Genomic DNA, 18,380 nt, shown 5'->3' with positions numbered 1-18,380 from the left:
GTGGGCGATCCAGACATTCGCCCCCCGGTATCAACGTGGTCAACCGGCCAGCAAACGCTCCTGCAGCTCCCGGATCACCCGCAACACCCGGCTCATGTCACTCTGGGTTTTCAAATCCAGATCCAGCTTGCCATCCATGGTTTTCACCAGCGGCACAATGGATTCTTCAAAGATCCGGGCGAAGGCCATCAGCGCGTCGCCCACCTGGGGCGGGCTGTCCAGGTTGACGGTGACAGCGGGATTCAGCTGTACCGATTGCAGGCCTTCGGTGAGGCCGGTTTCGAGGGAACGGGACAGCTGGCTCAGGGCTTTATCCAGATCGGGTTCCGGGTGTTTTCCGTTGTCCAGTCCGGCAACCACCTGTTGCCCCAGTTGCTGCAAATGTTCCGAGATCAGGCCCAGCTGGCGAACCACTTTCACCCCGGTTTCCTCGTCGCCACCGGCTTGCTGACGGCGGCGGTATTCCTCACAGATGGTCTGCCAGCGTGCCGCTTCTTCGTCATTCATGGTGCCGCGCATCTGCTTGAGCTTGAGCAGGTTCTCTTCGGCACCGTAGGTCAGCAGCTGAGCCTCGCCCTGGTAGTGGTCATCAATCAGGGCTTCCAGCTCCTGGTCACTCATCACCGGCGACAGCTTCTCCGCCAGTTTGTTCATGTTCCGGTAGCTGCCCTGCAGCTTGAAGGTGGGCTCGGTACGGTATGCTTCTGCCTGGGCGCTGGAGGCAATGTAAGCCTGATTGACCCGCAACACGGTTTCCCGCACCCGGATCATTTTCTTCAGCAGGGCAACGATTTCATCGCGCTCGGCGGCACTGTAGTCGTGTTCAAAGTCCGAATCCGCCACCGTTTTGCCTTCGGCCAGATCGGCGAACCGGTAAAAGTCCGCCATGCCCCGGGTGGCCAGCGGTGCCAGCACCCGGTTGGAGCTCAGGCTGTTCTCGATGTAGGACAGCGCAAAGGCATGCTCCATGCCCGAGAGCACGTCACCCAGGTTGTAGATGTCGGCCCGGTTGGCGAGCATGTCGGGGACCTTGAAGACTTCGCCGCTTTCGGTATACGGGTTCCCGGCCATCACCACACAGAAACGCTTGCCGCGCATGTCGTAGGTGCGGGTCTTGCCGCGCCACACCCCTTCTATGCGGCGCGTGCCGTCACACAGGGAGATAAATTTCTGCAGGAATTCGGGGTGAGTGTGCTGGATATCATCCAGATACAACATCACGTTATTGCCCATCTCCAGCGCCAGGTTGAGCTTGATCAGCTCCGCTTCGGCGGTGGAATGGGGTGCCTTCTCCGGATCCAGCGACATCACGTCGTGGCCCAGGCTCGGGCAGTTGATCTTCATGAAGATCAGGCCCAGACGGTTGGCCACGTATTCCATCAGCGTCGTTTTACCGTAGCCCGGCGGCGAGATCATCATCAGCAGCCCAGACTGGTCGGTACGGCGGTCTTCACCCGCCGTGCCCATCTGCTTGGCCAGGTTATCGCCGATGATCGGCAGGTAACTCTCGCTGATCAGCTTGTTACGTACGAACGACGACAGCGGGCGGGGCCGGAACTCGTCCAGCCGTAACTGGCCACGCCATTTCTCCAGTACCTGTTGCCGCACCTCCTGCAACTGCTGCCAGCCAGGAATGATCTCCTGCTGGTGATATCGCAGACGCTCGTCAAATTCATCCAGTTGCAGACTGAGCGTGCGCTCTTCAATGCGAGGGTGTTGGCCCAGAAGACCTTCAATCTGGAACGCCAGCTCCACACTGCGAACCGAGGTTTTCACCGTTTCGCCCACGTTCAGCACGACCACGGCCTCCGGAAGATAGTGCAGCAGATGCTGCTGATCCGTCTTGGCCATCCAGGCTTTCAACCAGTGGCTGGTGATGCTCCAGCGAGCAGCCGGCTGATCGGCCACGACCTCCAGTGCCTGCTGATACTGGGCAAACTGGTTATCCCGTTTCAGTGCCTCGACAAAGCCGGTCGCCAGATCCCCGGCATAGCGAGTGATATCGAAGACTTCGGATTCTTCCGCCAGCTGCCGTACCAGGTACTGGGCTGCGGAATGCACCAGGCTGCGCCCATCGCTGCCCGGCCCGGCCAGGCTCAATTGTTGTTCTTCCACAAAGTTTGCGAGCTGCGGTTCCAGTTCCTGTTGCAGGGATTCCAGCAGCTCATCGGACTGCATCATGCGGCTGAGGATGCCGGCAGACAGGCACCGGGAACGCAGTTGCTGGCCCGCGCTCTGTTGCTGGCTCAACCCGGCCCAGAACAGCATGGCCAGTGCCCTCGCCCTGGGACTGAAACGCAGCAACCCGGCGTTCTGAATCGCCGGCCACAGCGTACTGACAATCAGCGCTGCGTCGTGATCATGGATGCCTTTTTCGTAGCCCTCCCGGTATCGGGGCGAGGCGAACTTGCGGATGTAACCGGTCAGTTCATCCAGATCCGCGACGTTAACCGGCAGGTCTCCGGCCTTGCGGAACTCATCGATTACCAGTGCCGACAGATACTCCGCCCGGTACACCCGGTCGGATTCCGAAGGCTGGCTCATGTTCCAGTAGCCCCGGAGGCGGTCCAGCTCGGGCTCCTCCAGGCGCTCGTAATACTGGGTTCCGGTCAGGTGCAGCAGGACATGATCGTCCCGGGGAATCAGGGTCAGATCCAGCTCCCGCTGGTTAACGCTGAACTTGTGCTTGCCCAACCGGATTACGGCACCGCCATCCTCAAAGATATCGGCTTTATCCCGAACGCTGCGCAGGGCGGTGTCCTGAGCCGCTTTGAGCTGGCCCAGGCAATCGTCCGCTTCCATGGCGGCGCCCAGCTCCCGTAACTCTCCGGCCATGCTGCGCAACCGGCTAACCATGGCATCAGAGGCGAAGAAGGCATGCAGCTCTTCCGGGCTGCTGAAACGTTCGGTACGGCGGCCCAGATTCTTGAGAATACGGGCAGCGGCATCGGTGAGCGTGGTTACCCGGCGCTGTTGCTGATCCTGGAGCTGCTGGCGCCGTGCCTCGATGCTCTCATGGGCGTTCTCACGCTGCTCCAGAATGGCCGCCAGGAACTCGTCATATTCGCCAAACTGGCTTTCCAGCTCCTGCAGCTGATCCAGCATCCGGGTCATCAGACCATCGCATTCGCGCACATCCGACAGCGCGCTGACGCCGTTCGCCAGGCTCTGCTCAAACAGCCGGATACGAGCCGCAAACTGGGCCCGGGCTTCCGCACTGCCCTGCTCTTTCAGCCGGATTTCCGCTTCGGAACGCTGCTGGTTGATGGTGGCGTAGATGCCGGAGATATTATCGGTGATCGCCGTTTCCAGCGCGGCATCGTCACCGCCCATCGACGCCAGCATGCCCTGGATCATGTCCAGGCCTTCAGTCAGTTCCCGATAGCGATCGACAATCTTCTTCAGGGCATCCCGGCTGTCGGCCTCGGCCAGCGCAGTCTGCAACTCGGTCAGGGTCTGGCGGTAGCCATCCAGCGCCTCCGGCGACGCCAGGAAACGGAAGGTGCGCTCGGTCAGCCGGCCCTCAGCCTCGGCCAGCTCCTCTTCAAGACTGTCGATACGGGCTTTGTCGGCATAGCGCCGATCATTGAGAGTTCGCACCCGGCCGCGATGATCGCGCAAACGTGCCAGGTAACTGACAAACTGATCCGGTGCTTTCCAGCTATCCGGTTTCAGGTCCCGCATCAACGCGCCCTGGTCCTGAGCGACCTCGGTAATGGCAGCTTCGGTCTGGGCGCGAATACTCTGGACTTTCTCATACTCATCCAGCACCAGCTCTGCGGTGCCTCGGATGGTGCTGAGCTGTTGATTTAACCCGGCAAACAAGGCTTCTTCCTGGCGCGCTGACAGCCAGAAAAACTGGTCCAGAATACGGTCCACGGTGCGAATCAGGTTGGTGAAATGCCGCTCACTGGCGCTGGCGCCCTCCACCAGGGTAACCACCGTATTCAGCTCGGCAATTCCCCGAACCAGCTCGGGATTGCCAATGCGCGCCAGCTCGGAATCGTTGGCGACGTTCGCCGCAGCGTGGAAACTTTCAGAAGTGAACGGCGTTTCCCACACCTGCAACGGGTGCACCAGCGTAGGTTCCTTGTCGGCATTGAAAATCACCAGATGCCCGTTTTCGAACAGGGCGTAGCCGTGGCCAATCAGGGGCACATCCGCCTGTTTGCGAATCAGGTTGTAGCGGAACAGGATCACCTGACCAGTGCGCTGTTCGAAGAAGACATACAGCATGTCTTCACCGTTGGGGGCCCGCAAGGTACGCTTTAGCCGGAAATCCCCGTCAGGAATCTGGAAGGTTTTCAGCTCGCCGGTACTCAGGTAGTAACCCGACGGAAAAATCAGGCCGTGATTGTCCGGCAGCGACGCGACGGAACCGGCCATGGCGTCAACCCGCTCGATCTTGCGCTCGGTGCGGTTGAACAGGTAGTAGCGCCAGTGTTCTTCGTTAAACGGCAGAATCCGCACTAGCAGAATCTCGCCCAGATCGGCAAAATCGAAGCTGGCGTCGTCCAGTGACTGGGAATCGGACTCCACCGGGTCCGAGTAGATGCCTTCGCCGGTGGAGGTGTTGTTCTCCACCTTGAAAGTAATGTTGCCCCGCAGGTTATCCACAAACAGGGTGTCGGCGATGTTCAGGTGCGGAGAGCGGCCCTGAACCTGGCTGTCGCGGCCCACGGTTTTCCAGGGAAAACTGAAACGTTCCGGGAAAGACAGATCGCGCTCGCCGCGATTATCAATGTAGCGGCTGACCTCACCATCGGGCTTCAGTTCCCAGCGAAACACCCGAAGATCATCAAGCTTGTCACCGATGCGGAACGCCATCAGCAACATGCCTTTGAGAATCACCAGTTGCGACAGCGTGGCGGTGTTGTAGTACTGCTGGAGTTCCCGGAAGTCGGTGGCGAAGCGTTCATCCTTGAGAAACGAACCCTCAATGGCCGCTTCGGTCATCTCGAACCCGCTGTCGCCGTCGTTCAGGTGGTACAGCCTGAACACATCTTCAATCACCAGCGTCTTGCGCAAGCCCAGCTGCAGATTGAAACCGAACAACAGCTTGTCGCCCAGACGCACCACATCCCGGGCGATGGCGTTGTTTTCGGTTCGCACCCGGGCCCGGCCCAGCACGTTCATGCCGGCACTGCCAAAGATCTCTTCGCGGGCCTGGTTCAGCCCGGACACCTGCTCACGCAGTTGGCCGCCCTGCTCTTTCAGCCGGCGCTTGATGGTTTCAAAGGCTGAACCTTCCTGAACAATGCTTTCGAGCTCGGTGCGATCCGTCGACATACCAAATCATCCTGAACCAAAGAGGGGAATGCGGTTAGGGGAAAGCACTCCCGGCACCTTGGGTCCGGTACCGGGAGCCATCGGCCTTATCAGGCCGTCTCGGAACTGCGGTTAGGCTTTTCACCTGCCACCCGGCCGGCAATGTTCGAGAGCGCCGCCTGCAGCGAGGGGGACTTGTCCAGCACGCCCTGAACACTCTTGCCGTAGCCAAGGCCCTGGGCAAACTTCTCGAAAATGCCGCCGTCGCCGCCGATCATTTCGAACTTGGCGTCTTTCAGGGCAGCAGCCATAACCCGGCCATTTTCCAGCATGCCAGCCTTCTGGGCGTCGATCTGGGCCATCACTTCCTTCTCATGAACTTCCAGGTTCATGCGGAACTCTTCAAAGTGACGGGATTCCTCAGACATGCCATCGTAGGCCTTGAGTTTCTCAACCAGACCAGCCGCTTCGGCCTTGGCCATGGCTTCGCGGGCTTCGGCTTTGGCGTGGCCCATGCGCTGCTCACCTTCGGCTTCGGCCAGAACCATAGCCTTACGGGCATCGGCCTTGGCAACACCCAGTTTCTCTTCACCCATGGCTTCGGTTTCCAGACGCTGCTCAAGCACCCGAACCTCGGCCATGCCGGCTTCTTCATCGGCCTTGGCGGTAACCGATTTGACCTCGGCGCGGGCCAGACCATCGGCCCGGATGGCAGACGCCTGAGCTTCCTTGACCTGCGCTTCAGCAAGGCCATCGGCCGCGGCCATAGCCTGGCGACCACGGGCCAGTTTCTCGTCAGCCACCGATTTTTTCTCGGCCGCGTCCATTTCCGCCTGGGCGGTAACCCGAACCTGCTCGGCTTCCAGCTTGGAGCGCTCAAATGCCGCCTCCGCCGCTTTCACATCTTTCAGCTTCAGTTCTTCGGCTTCGGCTTCGGCCGCCACCACTTTCTTCACCTTCAGGCGGTCTGCTTCAGAACGGTTGCGAACATCCTTGATGTTCTCTTCCTCTTCCGCCACGTTGCGCTCAACGGCAATACGCTGGCTGGTGATATCGGCAATTTCCTTGCGTTCTTCTTCCAGCGCCTTTTCCATGCCAATGCGCTCGATTTCCACCGCCCGCTCACGGTTAACATCCTCGAGCTCCCGGGCCTGGCGAATACGCACTTCTTCAATCTGCACCGCACGCTCGCGGGCTTTCATGGCCATTTCAATCTGGCGCTGCTTGTTTTCGTCCGCAATCGCCAGTTCTTCATCCGTCTTGATACGAGCGGCTTCGGCACGGGCCCGCTCCTGCTCACGCACCTGCTCGGTTTCCGAAGTCTCACGGGCCTGCAGGGTTTCAATTTCCCGGCGCTGGCGCGCTTCGGCTTCGGCCTGGCTGCGTTCCAGTTCCAGCGACGCTTCCCGCGCTGACACATTTTTGCGCTGGATTTCCAGCTCCTGGTCCCGCTCCAGACGGTTGGTTTCCACATTGTGGAGCGCGGTGATTTCAGTAATCCGCTTGATGCCCTCGGAATCCAGGATGTTGTTCGGGTCCAGTGAGGTCTTCGGCGTCTGCTCCAGGTAGTCGATGGCCACGTCTTCCAGCACATAACCGTTCAGGTCTTCCCCGATGGTCTCGACGATGGAATCGCGGAAGCGCTGACGCTCCTCAAACAGCTGCATGAACTCGAGCTTCTTACCAACGGTCTTCAGCGCTTCACTGAACTTGGCATTGAACAGCTCGTTCACGGCATCGCGGTCTGAGGCACGGCCCACACCCACCGATTTGGCCACGCGCAGCACGTCTTCCTGGGTTTCATTCACCCGCAGGTAGAAGGCAACGGTAATGTCGGCTCGCAGGTTGTCCTTACAGATCAGCCCTTCCTTGCCGGTACGGTTAAGCTCCAGGGTAATGACCGAGATTTTCATGGTCTCGGCGCGGTGGATAACCGGCAGCACCATGGCCCCGGTGAAATACACCTTGGGCGTGGGCGACAGGTCGTTCACGATCAGGGCCTGGCCCTGGTCCACCTTGCGGTAAAACGCCTTGAACAGGGCCAGTATGCCCAGTATCAGCAGAACCAGGACCCCGACGGTCATGATTGCTGGCATCATCCAAGATAAGTCCATTTAGTCATTCTCCTGCGCTGATTGAAGGGAGTAGGTGCGGGGATTAACCGGCCGATTCGCCGGCAAGGAATTCAGCTTCCGGAACCACCCACCAGGCGTTCTTGTCCGGAATATGTTCGATCAGCACCGCGCGCTCGCGATGCGCCAAAGGCGAATGGCTGCGGACCTGCAGCACCAGATGGGCACCGTCGAGAATCGCTTCTGCCCGGCCTTTGGTTTCAGTCACTGTTGCGGAGGTAATCACGCAAGCGGTACCGATAATACGTTTCTGAAGCGGGGGTAAATACGCCCGCCGGAACAGTGGCCGAAGTGGGCGGATAACAACGGCTGTCACCAGAACACTCATCACCAGAGCGCCGGCGATGACCGCCAGGCCGAACAGTGCATGCAGGAAACCATCAGGCACCAGTGCACCGAGCAACAGCTCCGCAAAATAGCTCGCCAACCAGGCAATCAGGAACATCAGAGTAAGCACGAGTGGCAGCGGGACACCCTGGAGCCCCAGGGTCACCATCAGGCCGGAGAAGTCGCCAGAGGCATCAATATCGCCATCTGCCTCGATATCGCCCAGACCCACAAGGGAAATCAGCCAGTAAACGATGGCCACGCACAACAATACGGAAAAAATGACCGTGGGGAAGGAGAAGGCAATTGCAAAGAATGTATCCATACGCGACCAGACATCCGTTCTGGTAAATCCACTGGGCGACAGTCCGTGTCAGACTGACGAGTTGTTTATAACGTAAACAAACTATTTCTTGCAAATGTTTAATTGCGAGGTATAGACTCGGATGATTGACATAAAATGTCAAGCGACAGGACAAGGTTCGTCCGGATCGGCCGAACCGATTCAACGCCACAGGAAGGAGCTATTCGTGGATACCCAATCTCTCACCCTGGCCCTGGGTGACGCCACCCATGCTGGCCGAACCTTCGATGTCATGCCCATTGCCGGCGAAGAACCGGTGCTGCAGGTAATCGTGTCCGGCGCCGAAGAAACACCGGTGTATATTACCGTAACCGACACCCAGATTCTGTGCCTTGCGTACCTTTTCGACGAACAGGAACTGGCCCCGGAACGTCTGAACGAGCTGCATGAAAACATGTTGCGCATCAGTGTTCCCATGCCCTTAAGCTCTCTTGGCAAAACCGGCCAGCACTATGTGGTCTATGGCGCACTGAGCCCCACGTCCGGCACCAGCGAGATCATGCAGGAACTGGTAACCCTCGCCGAGAATGCCATCGACCTGTTACAGACTTTTGAAGACTACCTGGCTTGAGTGAGGGCTGAGACATGAGAACCGTACTTAAAAAAATCCTGACCGCCATGCGCGGGGGTGTGAACGAACTGGGTGAAGCCGTTGTCGACGGCCAGGGCAACCGGATTCTGGAACAGGAACTGCGCGATTCCGAGCATGAGCTGAAACAGGCCAAGCAGGAGCTGGCGTCACTGATGGCCGAAGCGGCCTCCCTGGCCCGACAGATCCGTACCGAGCAGGACAGCGCCGCCAAGCGTGAAGACGATGCCCGCAAAGCCATCGCGGCTGGCCAGGAAGACCTGGCCCGGGAAGTGGCCGAGCGAATTGTTGGCCATGAGCGCCGCGCTTCGGAGCTGACCCAAACCCGGGAACTGCTGCAACAGCGCATTGTGGGGCTGAAAGAGCGCGTTCAGAAAGCCGAGAAACAGCTGGCCGACTACCGCCGGGAACTGCAAGTGGTGAAGACCAACGAGCGGGTGCTACGCACCACTGCGCAGATTGACACCAACATCAACAGCCAGCAGTCCTCCCTGAGCACCGCGAAAGAGACATTGGAACGGATTCGCGAGCGCCAGGCCCGGGAAGAAGACCGCCAGACCGCCAGCGCCACCCTGGAAAAAGAGCTGACCGGCGCAGATCTGGACGAAAAACTGAAAGCCGCCGGCATTGACGGCGAACAGGATGCCGTCAACGATGTGTTGGCACGCCTCAAGGGCGGCAACGCAAACCCGTAAAACCCTGAGCGCCCCGAGTTCGGGGCGCTCACTCAAGCACCTCAAAGGCGCTCTCACAGGCAACCCCATGGCGAAGAAACAGGACTGGTCCCGAGAAGAACAGGCCGTTCAGGCGGTACAGATGGCCTTCGACCTGTCCAACGACATCCAGCGCGCGTTTCGCGTGTCGGCGGCCATGCAGGATATGACGACCGCCGACATGGTGCGCAAGGTGCTCCACCTGCCCTACCGTAAAGGCCGTGCCCGCCCGCGGCTGACGGTAACCCTCAAAGACGAGGATTTCGAACTGCTGGCACGCAAGTACGAACTGGATCCGCAGGATCGTGCCGCTATTCGCCAGCGCGTGGCGGAGGAGTTGCAGGGATTTGCCAGGCAGTATCTGACTGCCTCGGATCAGTAATCGCCAGGCGCTTCAGAAACCGCTTTACCAGGAAAAGGACGTCATGCCCAGAAACCGCTATCGACAGTGCCCGGCCTGCAATACCGCAAGCCTGGACTCCTCCAGCCATCCCTCCATATTCGACTGCCGCCTGTGCCACGGGCTATGGTTTGAAGATGGCGCATTAAATCAGGCGATTGCCGAGCATCATGACGGCGTAGACGAGTACGATCACGAGCAGCACCTCGGCCCCGCGCTTCGCACCAGCGACCGGCTTTGCCGACGGTGTCGCATGCCCATGACCCACTACCAATTGCTGGCTCACTACACCACGGAAATTGACTGCTGCCCCGGCTGTGACGGCGTTTGGCTCGACAAACACGAAGTTGATCAGGTAATGCAGTCGCCGCAACTGAAGCAGGCCCTTAAAGACCTGAACCAGAAGGTGAGCTGGAAATCCTGGCTGTTCCAGTTCCTGACCGCCATGCCGGTGGAATACAACGTAAAACCCCACCGCACCCCCTGGGTTACCCGAACCCTGGTGTTCCTCTGTGCCCTGGTGTTTGGTGTTGGCGCGCTGTCCCCTGAGGCTAATGAGTGGATCTTCGTAAACCTGGGATTGAACTCCGACACCCAAAGCCCGTCACATTTTGTGCTTCAGTTGCTGAGCTATCAGTTTGTGCACGGTGGCCTGATGCACCTGGTCGGGAACATGTACTTTCTGTGGATTATCGGCGACAACCTGGAAGATGCGCTGGGGCATGGTGCCTTCCTGGCACTCTACCTGTTTGCCGGCATTATGGCGGCCCTTGCGGAACTGCTGTTGTTCGATGCCAGCCAGGGCCCTCTGCTGCTGGTCGGGGCCAGTGGCTCCATCGCTGCCCTGTTCGGTCTCTACCTGATGTGGTTCCGGCACGCCAGTCTTACCTTCATGATCATTGTTTACCAGAAGAAACTCGCACCTCACTGGTACTTCCTGATCTGGAGCCTGATAAACCTGTTCGGGATGTTCACCGCCCAGGGCGGCGTGGCGTGGGCCGCGCATCTGGGCGGCTTTGGTTTGGGGTTACTGCTTGGCTACCTGTTGCGGGATTATGTGCTGCGGAAAAATCCGCTTATTGCGATGCTGAATCAGCCGGAGGCTGCGATTAACCGGTAGCCTTGCCGGTTAATCGCAATAGGTACCTACTCGCCGCAGGTTTCTTTAACCTTGGCGCGGAAACGGTCCCGAATCTGCTGATTTTCTTCCTCTGACACGTACTCCCGCTCACCCTTCTCATTGATATCGTAGAAGGTCGAAACACTCTCCAGGTGCTTGAGACGGGCCTGGAGATTCCGGCATAGCTCCTCCTGCTTTTCGGCCTGTTGCCGGACTTTCGCCTCTTTGGCCTGACGCTCCTCCCGCTCCTTCTGTTGCTGTTCCAGGAACTCCGTCATTTTCTGCTGCCGGTCACGGGCTGTGGCATCAGCCTGGGCCGGCGCTGCATTGACGCGCACCTCCTTGGAACTGGCCTTCGCCGGGGGGCGATCGCCGAAATGGGTCTGACCGTTGGCATCTGTCCACTGGTAGACGGCAGCGTGAGAAAACGGACCAAGGGATAGCAGAAATAAAGAGATGAGAAGCTTGCGTGTCATAACTGAATTCCTTTTCGAATAATGCTTTGGACAACTTTCGAAGGAGTAGTCTACCCGATGATGGGTTTGGGAACTTTGACCGGGTAGTCACAAGAGCCGTCCTACCTGGTTGGCAATGGAAGCCCCCAGTTCACAAGTCAGGACACATAACTCAACTTTTCCGCCATCAGGTCGGGCCTGCGTGTTGTATCGATGATGGAGACATCGGTAAACATATCGTCCACTTTCTGCTTGAAGGTTTTGTCATCCATATCCCGCCAGTAACGCGCCGGACGGCCCGTTGCCTGATCATGCTTTGCGGTGGTCGGGTCAAGGTGTCGATACTGCTCCAGCAAGGGCAGCTCCGGCAGCGGCCTGGTGATGTCCATGTAATTCTGGATGAAATCCCAGTAGGCGTAACACATGGTGGGGCTGCCATGGGCGCCGAGAAGATCGCCAACGGTAACGTCCAGTTTGCTGTATCGGTGAGAGAGCACCAGATCAAACACACTACCGAAACGGTCCACCCTCGCGCAGCACCAGGCATCAAATTCGTAGAAAGGTTTTTCAACCACCACCGGAGGCTTTCTGGGGAGAAAAGGAAACTTTTTCGGGTATTGCCAGACCTTGATCATGCCGGTTCGACGGTTGAATTCCCATTCGGGGCCTCGGCCATTCCGTAAAAGCCATTTCGGGAAGAGACGGAAGGCCAGATCTGCGATCAAAATGAGAATCCAGCCACCTCCCAGCATGATAAATTCAAATAAACCAAGACTTTGTATGTACTCGGAATAGTTTCTACTAATGGACGTGAACAACGGCGATATCAAAATCAATGTTATCAAATATCCGGGAGAAACAATGTATGCCCAAATCTTACCCGCAATACTCATCATGTCGAAAAAGCGCGCCTGAAAAGCCAATGGTGCATGCCGGAAGCACTCATGATTATTCTCAACGTGAAGTCCGTACTTCTCTGCCAGATCCTCTTTTTTCTCCAGTCGCCGCAACTTCTTGGGCGGGTCTCTTGAAATAAAGGTGGGCGGCATTACTTCTCGGGTATTACCCCACGGCAAACGTAAGCTGGCTGAGCGATCTAATCCGGTTCGGTTTAGTTCCTGAGTTTGATTTTTTTGCTCGGGAATCGCATCAGGGCGGTAGCTATGCGATCCATAACAATCACTCGAGCTACCGTGTGGAGAAGCATCAATCGACATTTTCTTGAACTCTTTGACTGTACCAAAATGGCTGGTCTTCGCTGCTAAAGTCAGGTTGGGTATGACGCTCGTCCGATTCATTAAATACGAGAGGATCTTGCGGTGGAGGCGCCGGGAAGACCATCAACATGGATTCGAGCGATTGCCTTGCCTGAATCTGGACTTTGGCCTTCCATCTATACGTTCGCGTTTCCCACGCATCGCTCTGCCAGACTGCAGTCTCCAATTTGCGTCTCGCGCTCTCAGGTGCATTCAGATAAATATGCAAACCCGCACCAGACTCCTCTGTCATTAGCACATAAGGCTCCACATCAGCCCCTTCTATTCGGTTATTCTGAACGTGACCCGATCTACCTTTAGCGACAGCAATCGTTTCGTTGAGTTGAAGCTTCGGTAAAACACTGACAACCCCACCAGAACTGAACAATTCAGGAATGGCACTTTCAATCACAAGACGCTCACCAGCCATCGACAAAGCGGCGATCTGATCATCGCTATAGCCCTCCAGAACGCCGTCTCGCGCCATTCGTCGCAAGGGATTGTATTCAAGTCTGACCGTGACGCCCATTAACTGGCTGATCAGGCGATAGTAAGCTTCACCCGGTCTTTTCAAGAAGGGTTTCTCTGCCAGTGGCCCAAAAGGCCCATGCCGCATCCAGATGTCGAGCGGTTCGTCGCTGAATGCGAAAACCGTCGCCAGGCCCGCTACGGCCAGGATAACACCTACTGCTAGCCAACCTTTCGGCCCTAACACCAACAGAAGTCCTGATTTACCGACAACACTTGCAAAGCCGAAAGCGATCCCGCTACCCGCCAGCAATCCATAGCCGAACGCCGCCTTGTGATTTCCCATCCGATACTCGTAATAGGCATCCCACCCGGCATCCAAAGCCATCAGAAAACCGGCTGCGGCGCCAAGCCCGCTTTTGATTGTCAACGGAGTTCCAAACCATTTAACGAACGCTGCTCCGCTTTTTCCCGTCAATTCAAGTGCCAAGATCTTAGATGGCCCCAGCACCCACCGTTCACTAATTGCCGTGCCCGCAACAAACAAATCTAAACCCGCGCTGAATACTCGGAGGCCGGCACGATTGTTCCCTTTAATCCTTGCATCTTGGGGCAGCCCTGACCAAACGCTCGCTGAGTTAAACACCTCAATCAAACCAACAAATACCGGAAAAGCAGGCTTATTCAGCACCCGATATAAACGACTGGATCTATTACTACTAATCTCTGCCTGATCAACCCGGTTCGCCGCATCGTTCGCAGCCTCCAGGTCACGAATATACTGTTCTTTCTTCGCAACACGGCTTCTACGGCTATCAATCTCTTGCTCGAATGCTTTGAGTTCCCGTTCCGCTCGGGCAACTTCAGCCTTTGCTGCTTCGATTCTTTGTGCAGCGGCAGCCATTGCCGCGGCGGGGGTGCCGGGACTCGGCCCAACGAGCTCGTCGAGTTCAGCTAACGCACGCACCGCTTGCCGGAAGTCAGACTCAGCTTTCCGGATATCCTCAATTAACGTCACAACCGTTTCTGTTTTAGGGACTGCCAGCACGTATACATCCTCTGCAACCTCGGATGCGATACCCGCAGCCTTGCTGCGTCTTTTACTTGTTGACGCGCGAACATCAGGTTCTTCGCCTGCCTGGATCAAGTCCCCAAAAAGCTCTACAGCCCGCTTTCCAGTTCCAGACCTGAGCTCAGCCTCACTAAACTCGAAGATGAAATAATCTTTCTGACGCGCTTTCGAGAGTCGCATCAACTCCACTTTCCCTAGAAGCTCCGGTAGGGACCGACGTAATTGCTCCAACGAAACTGAATAAAGCTTCATTCTGCCAGCAACCGCCGTTTTCATGATTGATTGTTTCTGCCGGCTCAGTTCTTTGAAGCGTACGTCGAGCTCGATCAGTTTGTTCCGGATCGCCTCAAGCTCAGCTTCTTTTCCTCTGAGGTTGTTAATTCTCCGTTCGATGTTCCAGCGTTGGTTTTCAAGATTGGAGATTTCTATTCGAAGCTCTGCCAACTGCTTCTTTATAGCCGCCAGCTTTGCATTTCTCGCCTCAATAGCTTGGCTGGCATGATGAATCGCCGCCCACATATTGCCGTGAACACTCATTAGAACCTGACTACCGAGCCTCATATTCGCCGTCAGAAGTGTTTCGTAGGACCCTGCGGCAGCTTCGACTGCTAATTCAAGTCCATCGATCGTTTTTAGCTCTTCAATATCGGGAAGATCGGTAATAGACATGGCTGCGAGTTCCGTTTCGCGGAACTGCCCATTGCCATGATTGACCTGAGGCTCTGCCGGAGGTTGATACGGTTTTTTCTGATCTTCCGGGCTGAAGCGGGGAAACAACAGAGAGTAGAGAACGCGACTGTGCCGGCCCTCACACAGTCCCTGTAACCAGTGTTTTCCTTCACCATCGACCGCACCCTCAACGTCAATGTCGAGGGCATCACATTCCGCCGGTTCGGTGACAAGGTTCATAACCAGAGATGTTACGAAATTGAATGCACCAGCGTAATCATAGCTGTCATGAGTGAACAAATCCGTCAGAACATGATGGGTGCGTTCGTTTGATAGCAATTCCAATAGCTCAGAATGCACCTTCTCGAGATAAGCTCGCCCCATCTGACGCTCAGAAACCGCAAGCGAGCGTTCAAGCTCTGCTCTGCCCTGATTATTTATTTCCGCCATGTGCTTGTGAAGCTGATTAGGCTCCGACGCGATCTGTTCTGGCTCGATCACAGAGTGAACCAGCAAGGCAGAGTCAAAGTATGGTCTTGCCTTGGCGCGCCGCACAGCGGCATTCATATACCAGGCCGCCACCTGTCGACGACGCTGGTTGTATCGAAGCTGGTAGATCGGATCGTCCAGCAGAATAACGCCAATGCCACGTTTTTTTGCATTGATCGTAGCATCCGTCTCAGCAGTTCCAGAGCCAGGCCAAGTGAAGGGCTCTGGGTCCTCTGGCCGACACTGCTGTATCAGTGTCTCCTCTGCCTGGTGCAATGATCGATGGAGGCAATTGCTGAGAGCAGTCATCTCCGGTCTTTCGTCTTCGGCGATCGGGTCTTCGGGATCCGGACTTTCCTGCCTCTGGTGAATGGACTTTGCTTTTTGCATAGCCCGATCCGGATAGGTTCCTTCTAGATCCAACAGATAGTCATCGGGGCGGTCAAACTGCCACTCCAATGCGGGCACCCGGGAGCGTTGCGGTGAAAGATACTCCGCAAGAAATGCAACAGTGTTACCGCTGGAAGTATTGGAATTATCTACACTTTCTTTCGTTTCTGATCCAAAACGCATATCGATGCTAACGCAACGATTTTCCCGGTCTGTAGCAGAGCGCTCCAAATGCATCACGCGCTCTCCCGGCCACTGCGATTCGCTGAAGGCCATCTCCAATGTCAGCCAATCACTGTTAATCCGGGCCGGTATCCAGATTTCACTCATTGCGGACCCAGTGACTTTCCGGTATCCAGGCTCTAGCTGACCACTGCGCGAACGATACTTGGTAAGTGCCACATCGTGATACGAAGTTTGCCCTTCTTCATCTATGCGGATTTCAATTTCACGCCATAGCTTTTCCTTGTAAAAGATATACAGGAACCCCGCACGAGCCAGAACCTGGCGGGCTGGCTTCTGCCCATGTAGCTCTATTCCAGACAACAGGGTGGCCGGCACGACCGGTAGTACGACGTGGCGTTGATGCTCAACCTCCCTTTCGGTGCTGGTCGCATCATCCAGAAAGGGCACCCGAATCGGGCCATCTTCAGACTTGATTTCTATCCAGACATTCCTGGAGGGCTGCCCCTTCCAGGGCCAGACATGCAAAATGGAATTTTCCAGAGGTTCTATTTCAACCTGTTTCTCCAGCCACTCTTGCTGCTCGTAGTTGGTTTCATCAAAGATTCGAAAAGCATGCCCATCCGGGTGCTCTTTGCCGATAACCTCGATAATCAGCGATTCGTCCTCGCAAGTCGGGCTACAACCAGCTGTAGACTGCTTTGCACTATTCTCAGACATCCCTGTCATTCCTTGCGTTCTAAACGTATCAATTCGGACTCAGGCCTCAGGCGTGTTCAATGCCTGCCACTGAGTTTCTGAAAGCGTTGGGACGGGCAACATAGTGAACAGATTTGGTCTGTCGGTGGTTTGCCAACGTTCCTGACCGCTTTCTCCGTACCAATAAATAACCCGTTCAATCACATCCGCCTGATCTTGAGTCCCCGGAGATAAGCGTTGCCATACCTCAGGGTCGTAAAGTCGCAGCAGGCCCTGTCTTTCCCCGTCAAAGCGCACTGTCAAGCGAGCCCTTAGCCAACTCGTCACGGACTCAAGGCTCTCAGAGGACTCCAGAATCAGCCCGATAAGCCGCCCCTCTTTCAAGCCTTTCAAAGCCCACTGATACTCCGGGCTCTGCTGTTTAGCCTCCAGAACAACGGGGCTTTCGGCCAGGTACTGTTGCCAGTCAGTCTCAGCAAACAGATAAAGCCACTTCGGAGCGTCTGTCTGTTCATACAAAGACCGCACAACTGATGGTTTCTGCTGCGCCTCCAGCACTATATAGCGCACCTTGTCAGTCGAAGGTTTTGCAAATACCACAATGGGCTCCTTCACGTATCACGCTGTCTGATTCTTACCGCAAGGACAGTTCCCAAGCGGACAAGTGCCATCGGGTTTCTGCTGGCACTGCTCAACAATAGCCGTTCGATTCATCCGAGCCTGTTTCAGTCGGTGGGCAACGATGGCTTTTGGCTGAGCACTCGCTCTCTGGCTAGCCTCCGCCAACGCCTCCGGCGCCACAGACCCGCCAGCAGCCGTCACCAACCCCGGCATCTCCGGCACCTGCACCTTCTGCCCACTGCCTTTACCTGCAGCCCCACCGGCATTCATCTTTATACTCGCGCCCCCCATGGCCACGCCACTGGGATCGATCTTTACGAAGCTGCCGCCGGCTTTCAGGGTGATTTCGGCGCCGGCCTCAATGACGGCTTTCTGGCCGGCTTTGATATGCAGTTCGGTGCCGGAATTGCTGAGCCAGGCGGTGCCGGCTTTCAGGTGCAGAGTACCGGTGACATTGAAGCTGTGGTCTTTGCCGGTTTGTTCGCGCTTTTCGCCGTCCACGGTGTGGTGGCTGTTGCCTTGGGTGTGGCTGAAGCGGTTGTTTTCCACCGTCAGATGGCTGTCGTTCTTGATAACTTCGGTGCGGTTGTTTTCCGTCAGCAGATCCAGGTCTTTCTGGGCGTGCACGTAGATCTGCTCTTCGCCCGCTTCGTCTTCAAAGCGCAGTTCGTTGCTGCCCTCGCCCTTGTGGGTTTTGGTCTTCAGGGTGGTCCGGGTTTTGTGTTCCGGCAGCGCGTACGGCGGTGTATTGGTGGCGTGATAGGTTCTTCCAGTGATGATGGGCTGGTCCGGGTCGCCATCCAGGAAGCTGACGATGACCTCGTGGCCGATTCTGGGCAAGGCCATGAAGCCGTATTGGCCACCAGCCCAGCCCTGGGCCACGCGCAGCCAGGCGCTGCTGTGCTCGCCGTTCTTCGAGTATCTATCCCACGGGAATCGCACTTTCACCCGGCCGTACTGGTCGCAGTGGATTTCTTCACCCTCGGGACCGGTGACGAGGGCCATCTGGGGGCCGTCCATCACGGGTTTGTGGTTGCACAGCGGGCGCCAGGTTTTGTCGGCCGGGATAGCGCTGAAGGTGTTGTGGTAGCTGGTGGGCTCGCTGCCCCCCTCTTCTTCCAGGGCCTGGGGCTGTTTGCCGGTATGGGTGATGGCGGTGAGCAGC

At 56.8% G+C, this 18,380-nt stretch carries 12 protein-coding genes; 4 read left to right on the top strand and 8 right to left on the bottom strand.

Going from position 1 to position 18,380, the window contains the following annotated elements; genetic code table 11:
• Positions 1-39 precede the first annotated feature (39 nt).
• From Q674_RS34870 to Q674_RS34860, 3 genes are all read right to left on the bottom strand, one after another.
• Positions 40-5,289 carry a DNA repair ATPase gene (locus Q674_RS34870; protein ID WP_023009427.1) on the bottom strand — a complete coding sequence of 1,750 codons (5,250 nt, stop codon included), beginning with the start codon at positions 5,287-5,289 and terminating at the stop codon, positions 40-42.
• Between the two features lie 89 nt (positions 5,290-5,378).
• Positions 5,379-7,382, bottom strand: coding sequence for a flotillin family protein (locus Q674_RS34865; protein ID WP_014422948.1), 2,004 nt, complete (start codon positions 7,380-7,382; stop codon positions 5,379-5,381).
• Between the two features lie 43 nt (positions 7,383-7,425).
• Positions 7,426-8,052 (bottom strand): hypothetical protein, encoded by a 627-nt coding sequence (locus Q674_RS34860; RefSeq protein WP_023009425.1) that lies wholly within the window; start codon positions 8,050-8,052, stop codon positions 7,426-7,428.
• 205 nt (positions 8,053-8,257) lie between these two features.
• Between Q674_RS34860 and Q674_RS34855 the strand changes: the two genes are divergently transcribed.
• From Q674_RS34855 to Q674_RS34840, 4 genes are all read left to right on the top strand, one after another.
• On the top strand, positions 8,258-8,662 hold the full coding sequence (locus tag Q674_RS34855; protein WP_011787109.1) for a YjfI family protein: 405 nt from the start codon (positions 8,258-8,260) through the stop codon (positions 8,660-8,662).
• 14 nt (positions 8,663-8,676) lie between these two features.
• Complete coding sequence (locus Q674_RS34850; RefSeq protein WP_011787110.1) at positions 8,677-9,375, top strand: PspA/IM30 family protein; 699 nt, start codon at positions 8,677-8,679, stop codon at positions 9,373-9,375.
• Between the two features lie 67 nt (positions 9,376-9,442).
• Complete coding sequence (locus Q674_RS34845) at positions 9,443-9,775, top strand: hypothetical protein (RefSeq protein WP_011787111.1); 333 nt, start codon at positions 9,443-9,445, stop codon at positions 9,773-9,775.
• A 43-nt stretch (positions 9,776-9,818) separates the two neighbouring features.
• On the top strand, positions 9,819-10,913 hold the full coding sequence (locus Q674_RS34840; RefSeq protein ID WP_023009424.1) for a rhomboid family intramembrane serine protease: 1,095 nt from the start codon (positions 9,819-9,821) through the stop codon (positions 10,911-10,913).
• Positions 10,914-10,939: 26 nt separating this feature from the next.
• Here Q674_RS34840 and Q674_RS34835 read toward each other — a convergent pair whose 3' ends face one another.
• The 5 genes from Q674_RS34835 to Q674_RS34815 all read right to left on the bottom strand — a co-directional run.
• Complete coding sequence (locus Q674_RS34835) at positions 10,940-11,389, bottom strand: DUF4124 domain-containing protein (RefSeq protein WP_022993270.1); 450 nt, start codon at positions 11,387-11,389, stop codon at positions 10,940-10,942.
• Positions 11,390-11,526: 137 nt separating this feature from the next.
• A complete protein-coding gene (locus Q674_RS34830) occupies positions 11,527-12,585 on the bottom strand; it encodes a hypothetical protein (protein ID WP_031210280.1) in 1,059 nt (352 codons plus the stop codon).
• The gene (locus Q674_RS34825) at positions 12,575-16,615 is read right to left on the bottom strand and encodes a hypothetical protein (protein ID WP_023009421.1); all 4,041 of its coding nucleotides are present in this window, start codon (positions 16,613-16,615) and stop codon (positions 12,575-12,577) included. The genes Q674_RS34830 and Q674_RS34825 overlap by 11 nt, the downstream gene beginning before the upstream one ends.
• Positions 16,616-16,654: 39 nt before the next feature.
• The gene (locus tag Q674_RS34820; RefSeq protein WP_023009420.1) at positions 16,655-17,194 is read right to left on the bottom strand and encodes a DUF4123 domain-containing protein; all 540 of its coding nucleotides are present in this window, start codon (positions 17,192-17,194) and stop codon (positions 16,655-16,657) included.
• 18 nt (positions 17,195-17,212) lie between these two features.
• Positions 17,213-18,380 (bottom strand): type VI secretion system Vgr family protein (locus Q674_RS34815; RefSeq protein WP_023009419.1); only part of this gene is annotated, 1,168 nt, incomplete at its 5' end.

Origin of the sequence: Marinobacter sp. EVN1 (assembly GCF_000475375.1) — a bacterium.
GTDB lineage: Bacteria > Pseudomonadota > Gammaproteobacteria > Pseudomonadales > Oleiphilaceae > Marinobacter > Marinobacter nauticus.
The sequence above is the reverse complement of the archived record's forward strand: the minus strand, read 5'-3'. Positions and strand labels throughout refer to the sequence as shown.

Coding starts and splice junctions, on each gene's coding strand:
- Q674_RS34870 (WP_023009427.1), bottom strand. CDS start 5,289: ATGTCGACGGATCGCACCGAGCTCGAAAGCATTGTTCAGGAAGGTTCA.
- Q674_RS34865 (WP_014422948.1), bottom strand. CDS start 7,382: ATGGACTTATCTTGGATGATGCCAGCAATCATGACCGTCGGGGTCCTG.
- Q674_RS34860 (WP_023009425.1), bottom strand. CDS start 8,052: ATGGATACATTCTTTGCAATTGCCTTCTCCTTCCCCACGGTCATTTTT.
- Q674_RS34850 (WP_011787110.1), top strand. CDS start 8,677: ATGAGAACCGTACTTAAAAAAATCCTGACCGCCATGCGCGGGGGTGTG.
- Q674_RS34845 (WP_011787111.1), top strand. CDS start 9,443: ATGGCGAAGAAACAGGACTGGTCCCGAGAAGAACAGGCCGTTCAGGCG.
- Q674_RS34840 (WP_023009424.1), top strand. CDS start 9,819: ATGCCCAGAAACCGCTATCGACAGTGCCCGGCCTGCAATACCGCAAGC.
- Q674_RS34835 (WP_022993270.1), bottom strand. CDS start 11,389: ATGACACGCAAGCTTCTCATCTCTTTATTTCTGCTATCCCTTGGTCCG.
- Q674_RS34830 (WP_031210280.1), bottom strand. CDS start 12,585: ATGTCGATTGATGCTTCTCCACACGGTAGCTCGAGTGATTGTTATGGA.
- Q674_RS34825 (WP_023009421.1), bottom strand. CDS start 16,615: ATGTCTGAGAATAGTGCAAAGCAGTCTACAGCTGGTTGTAGCCCGACT.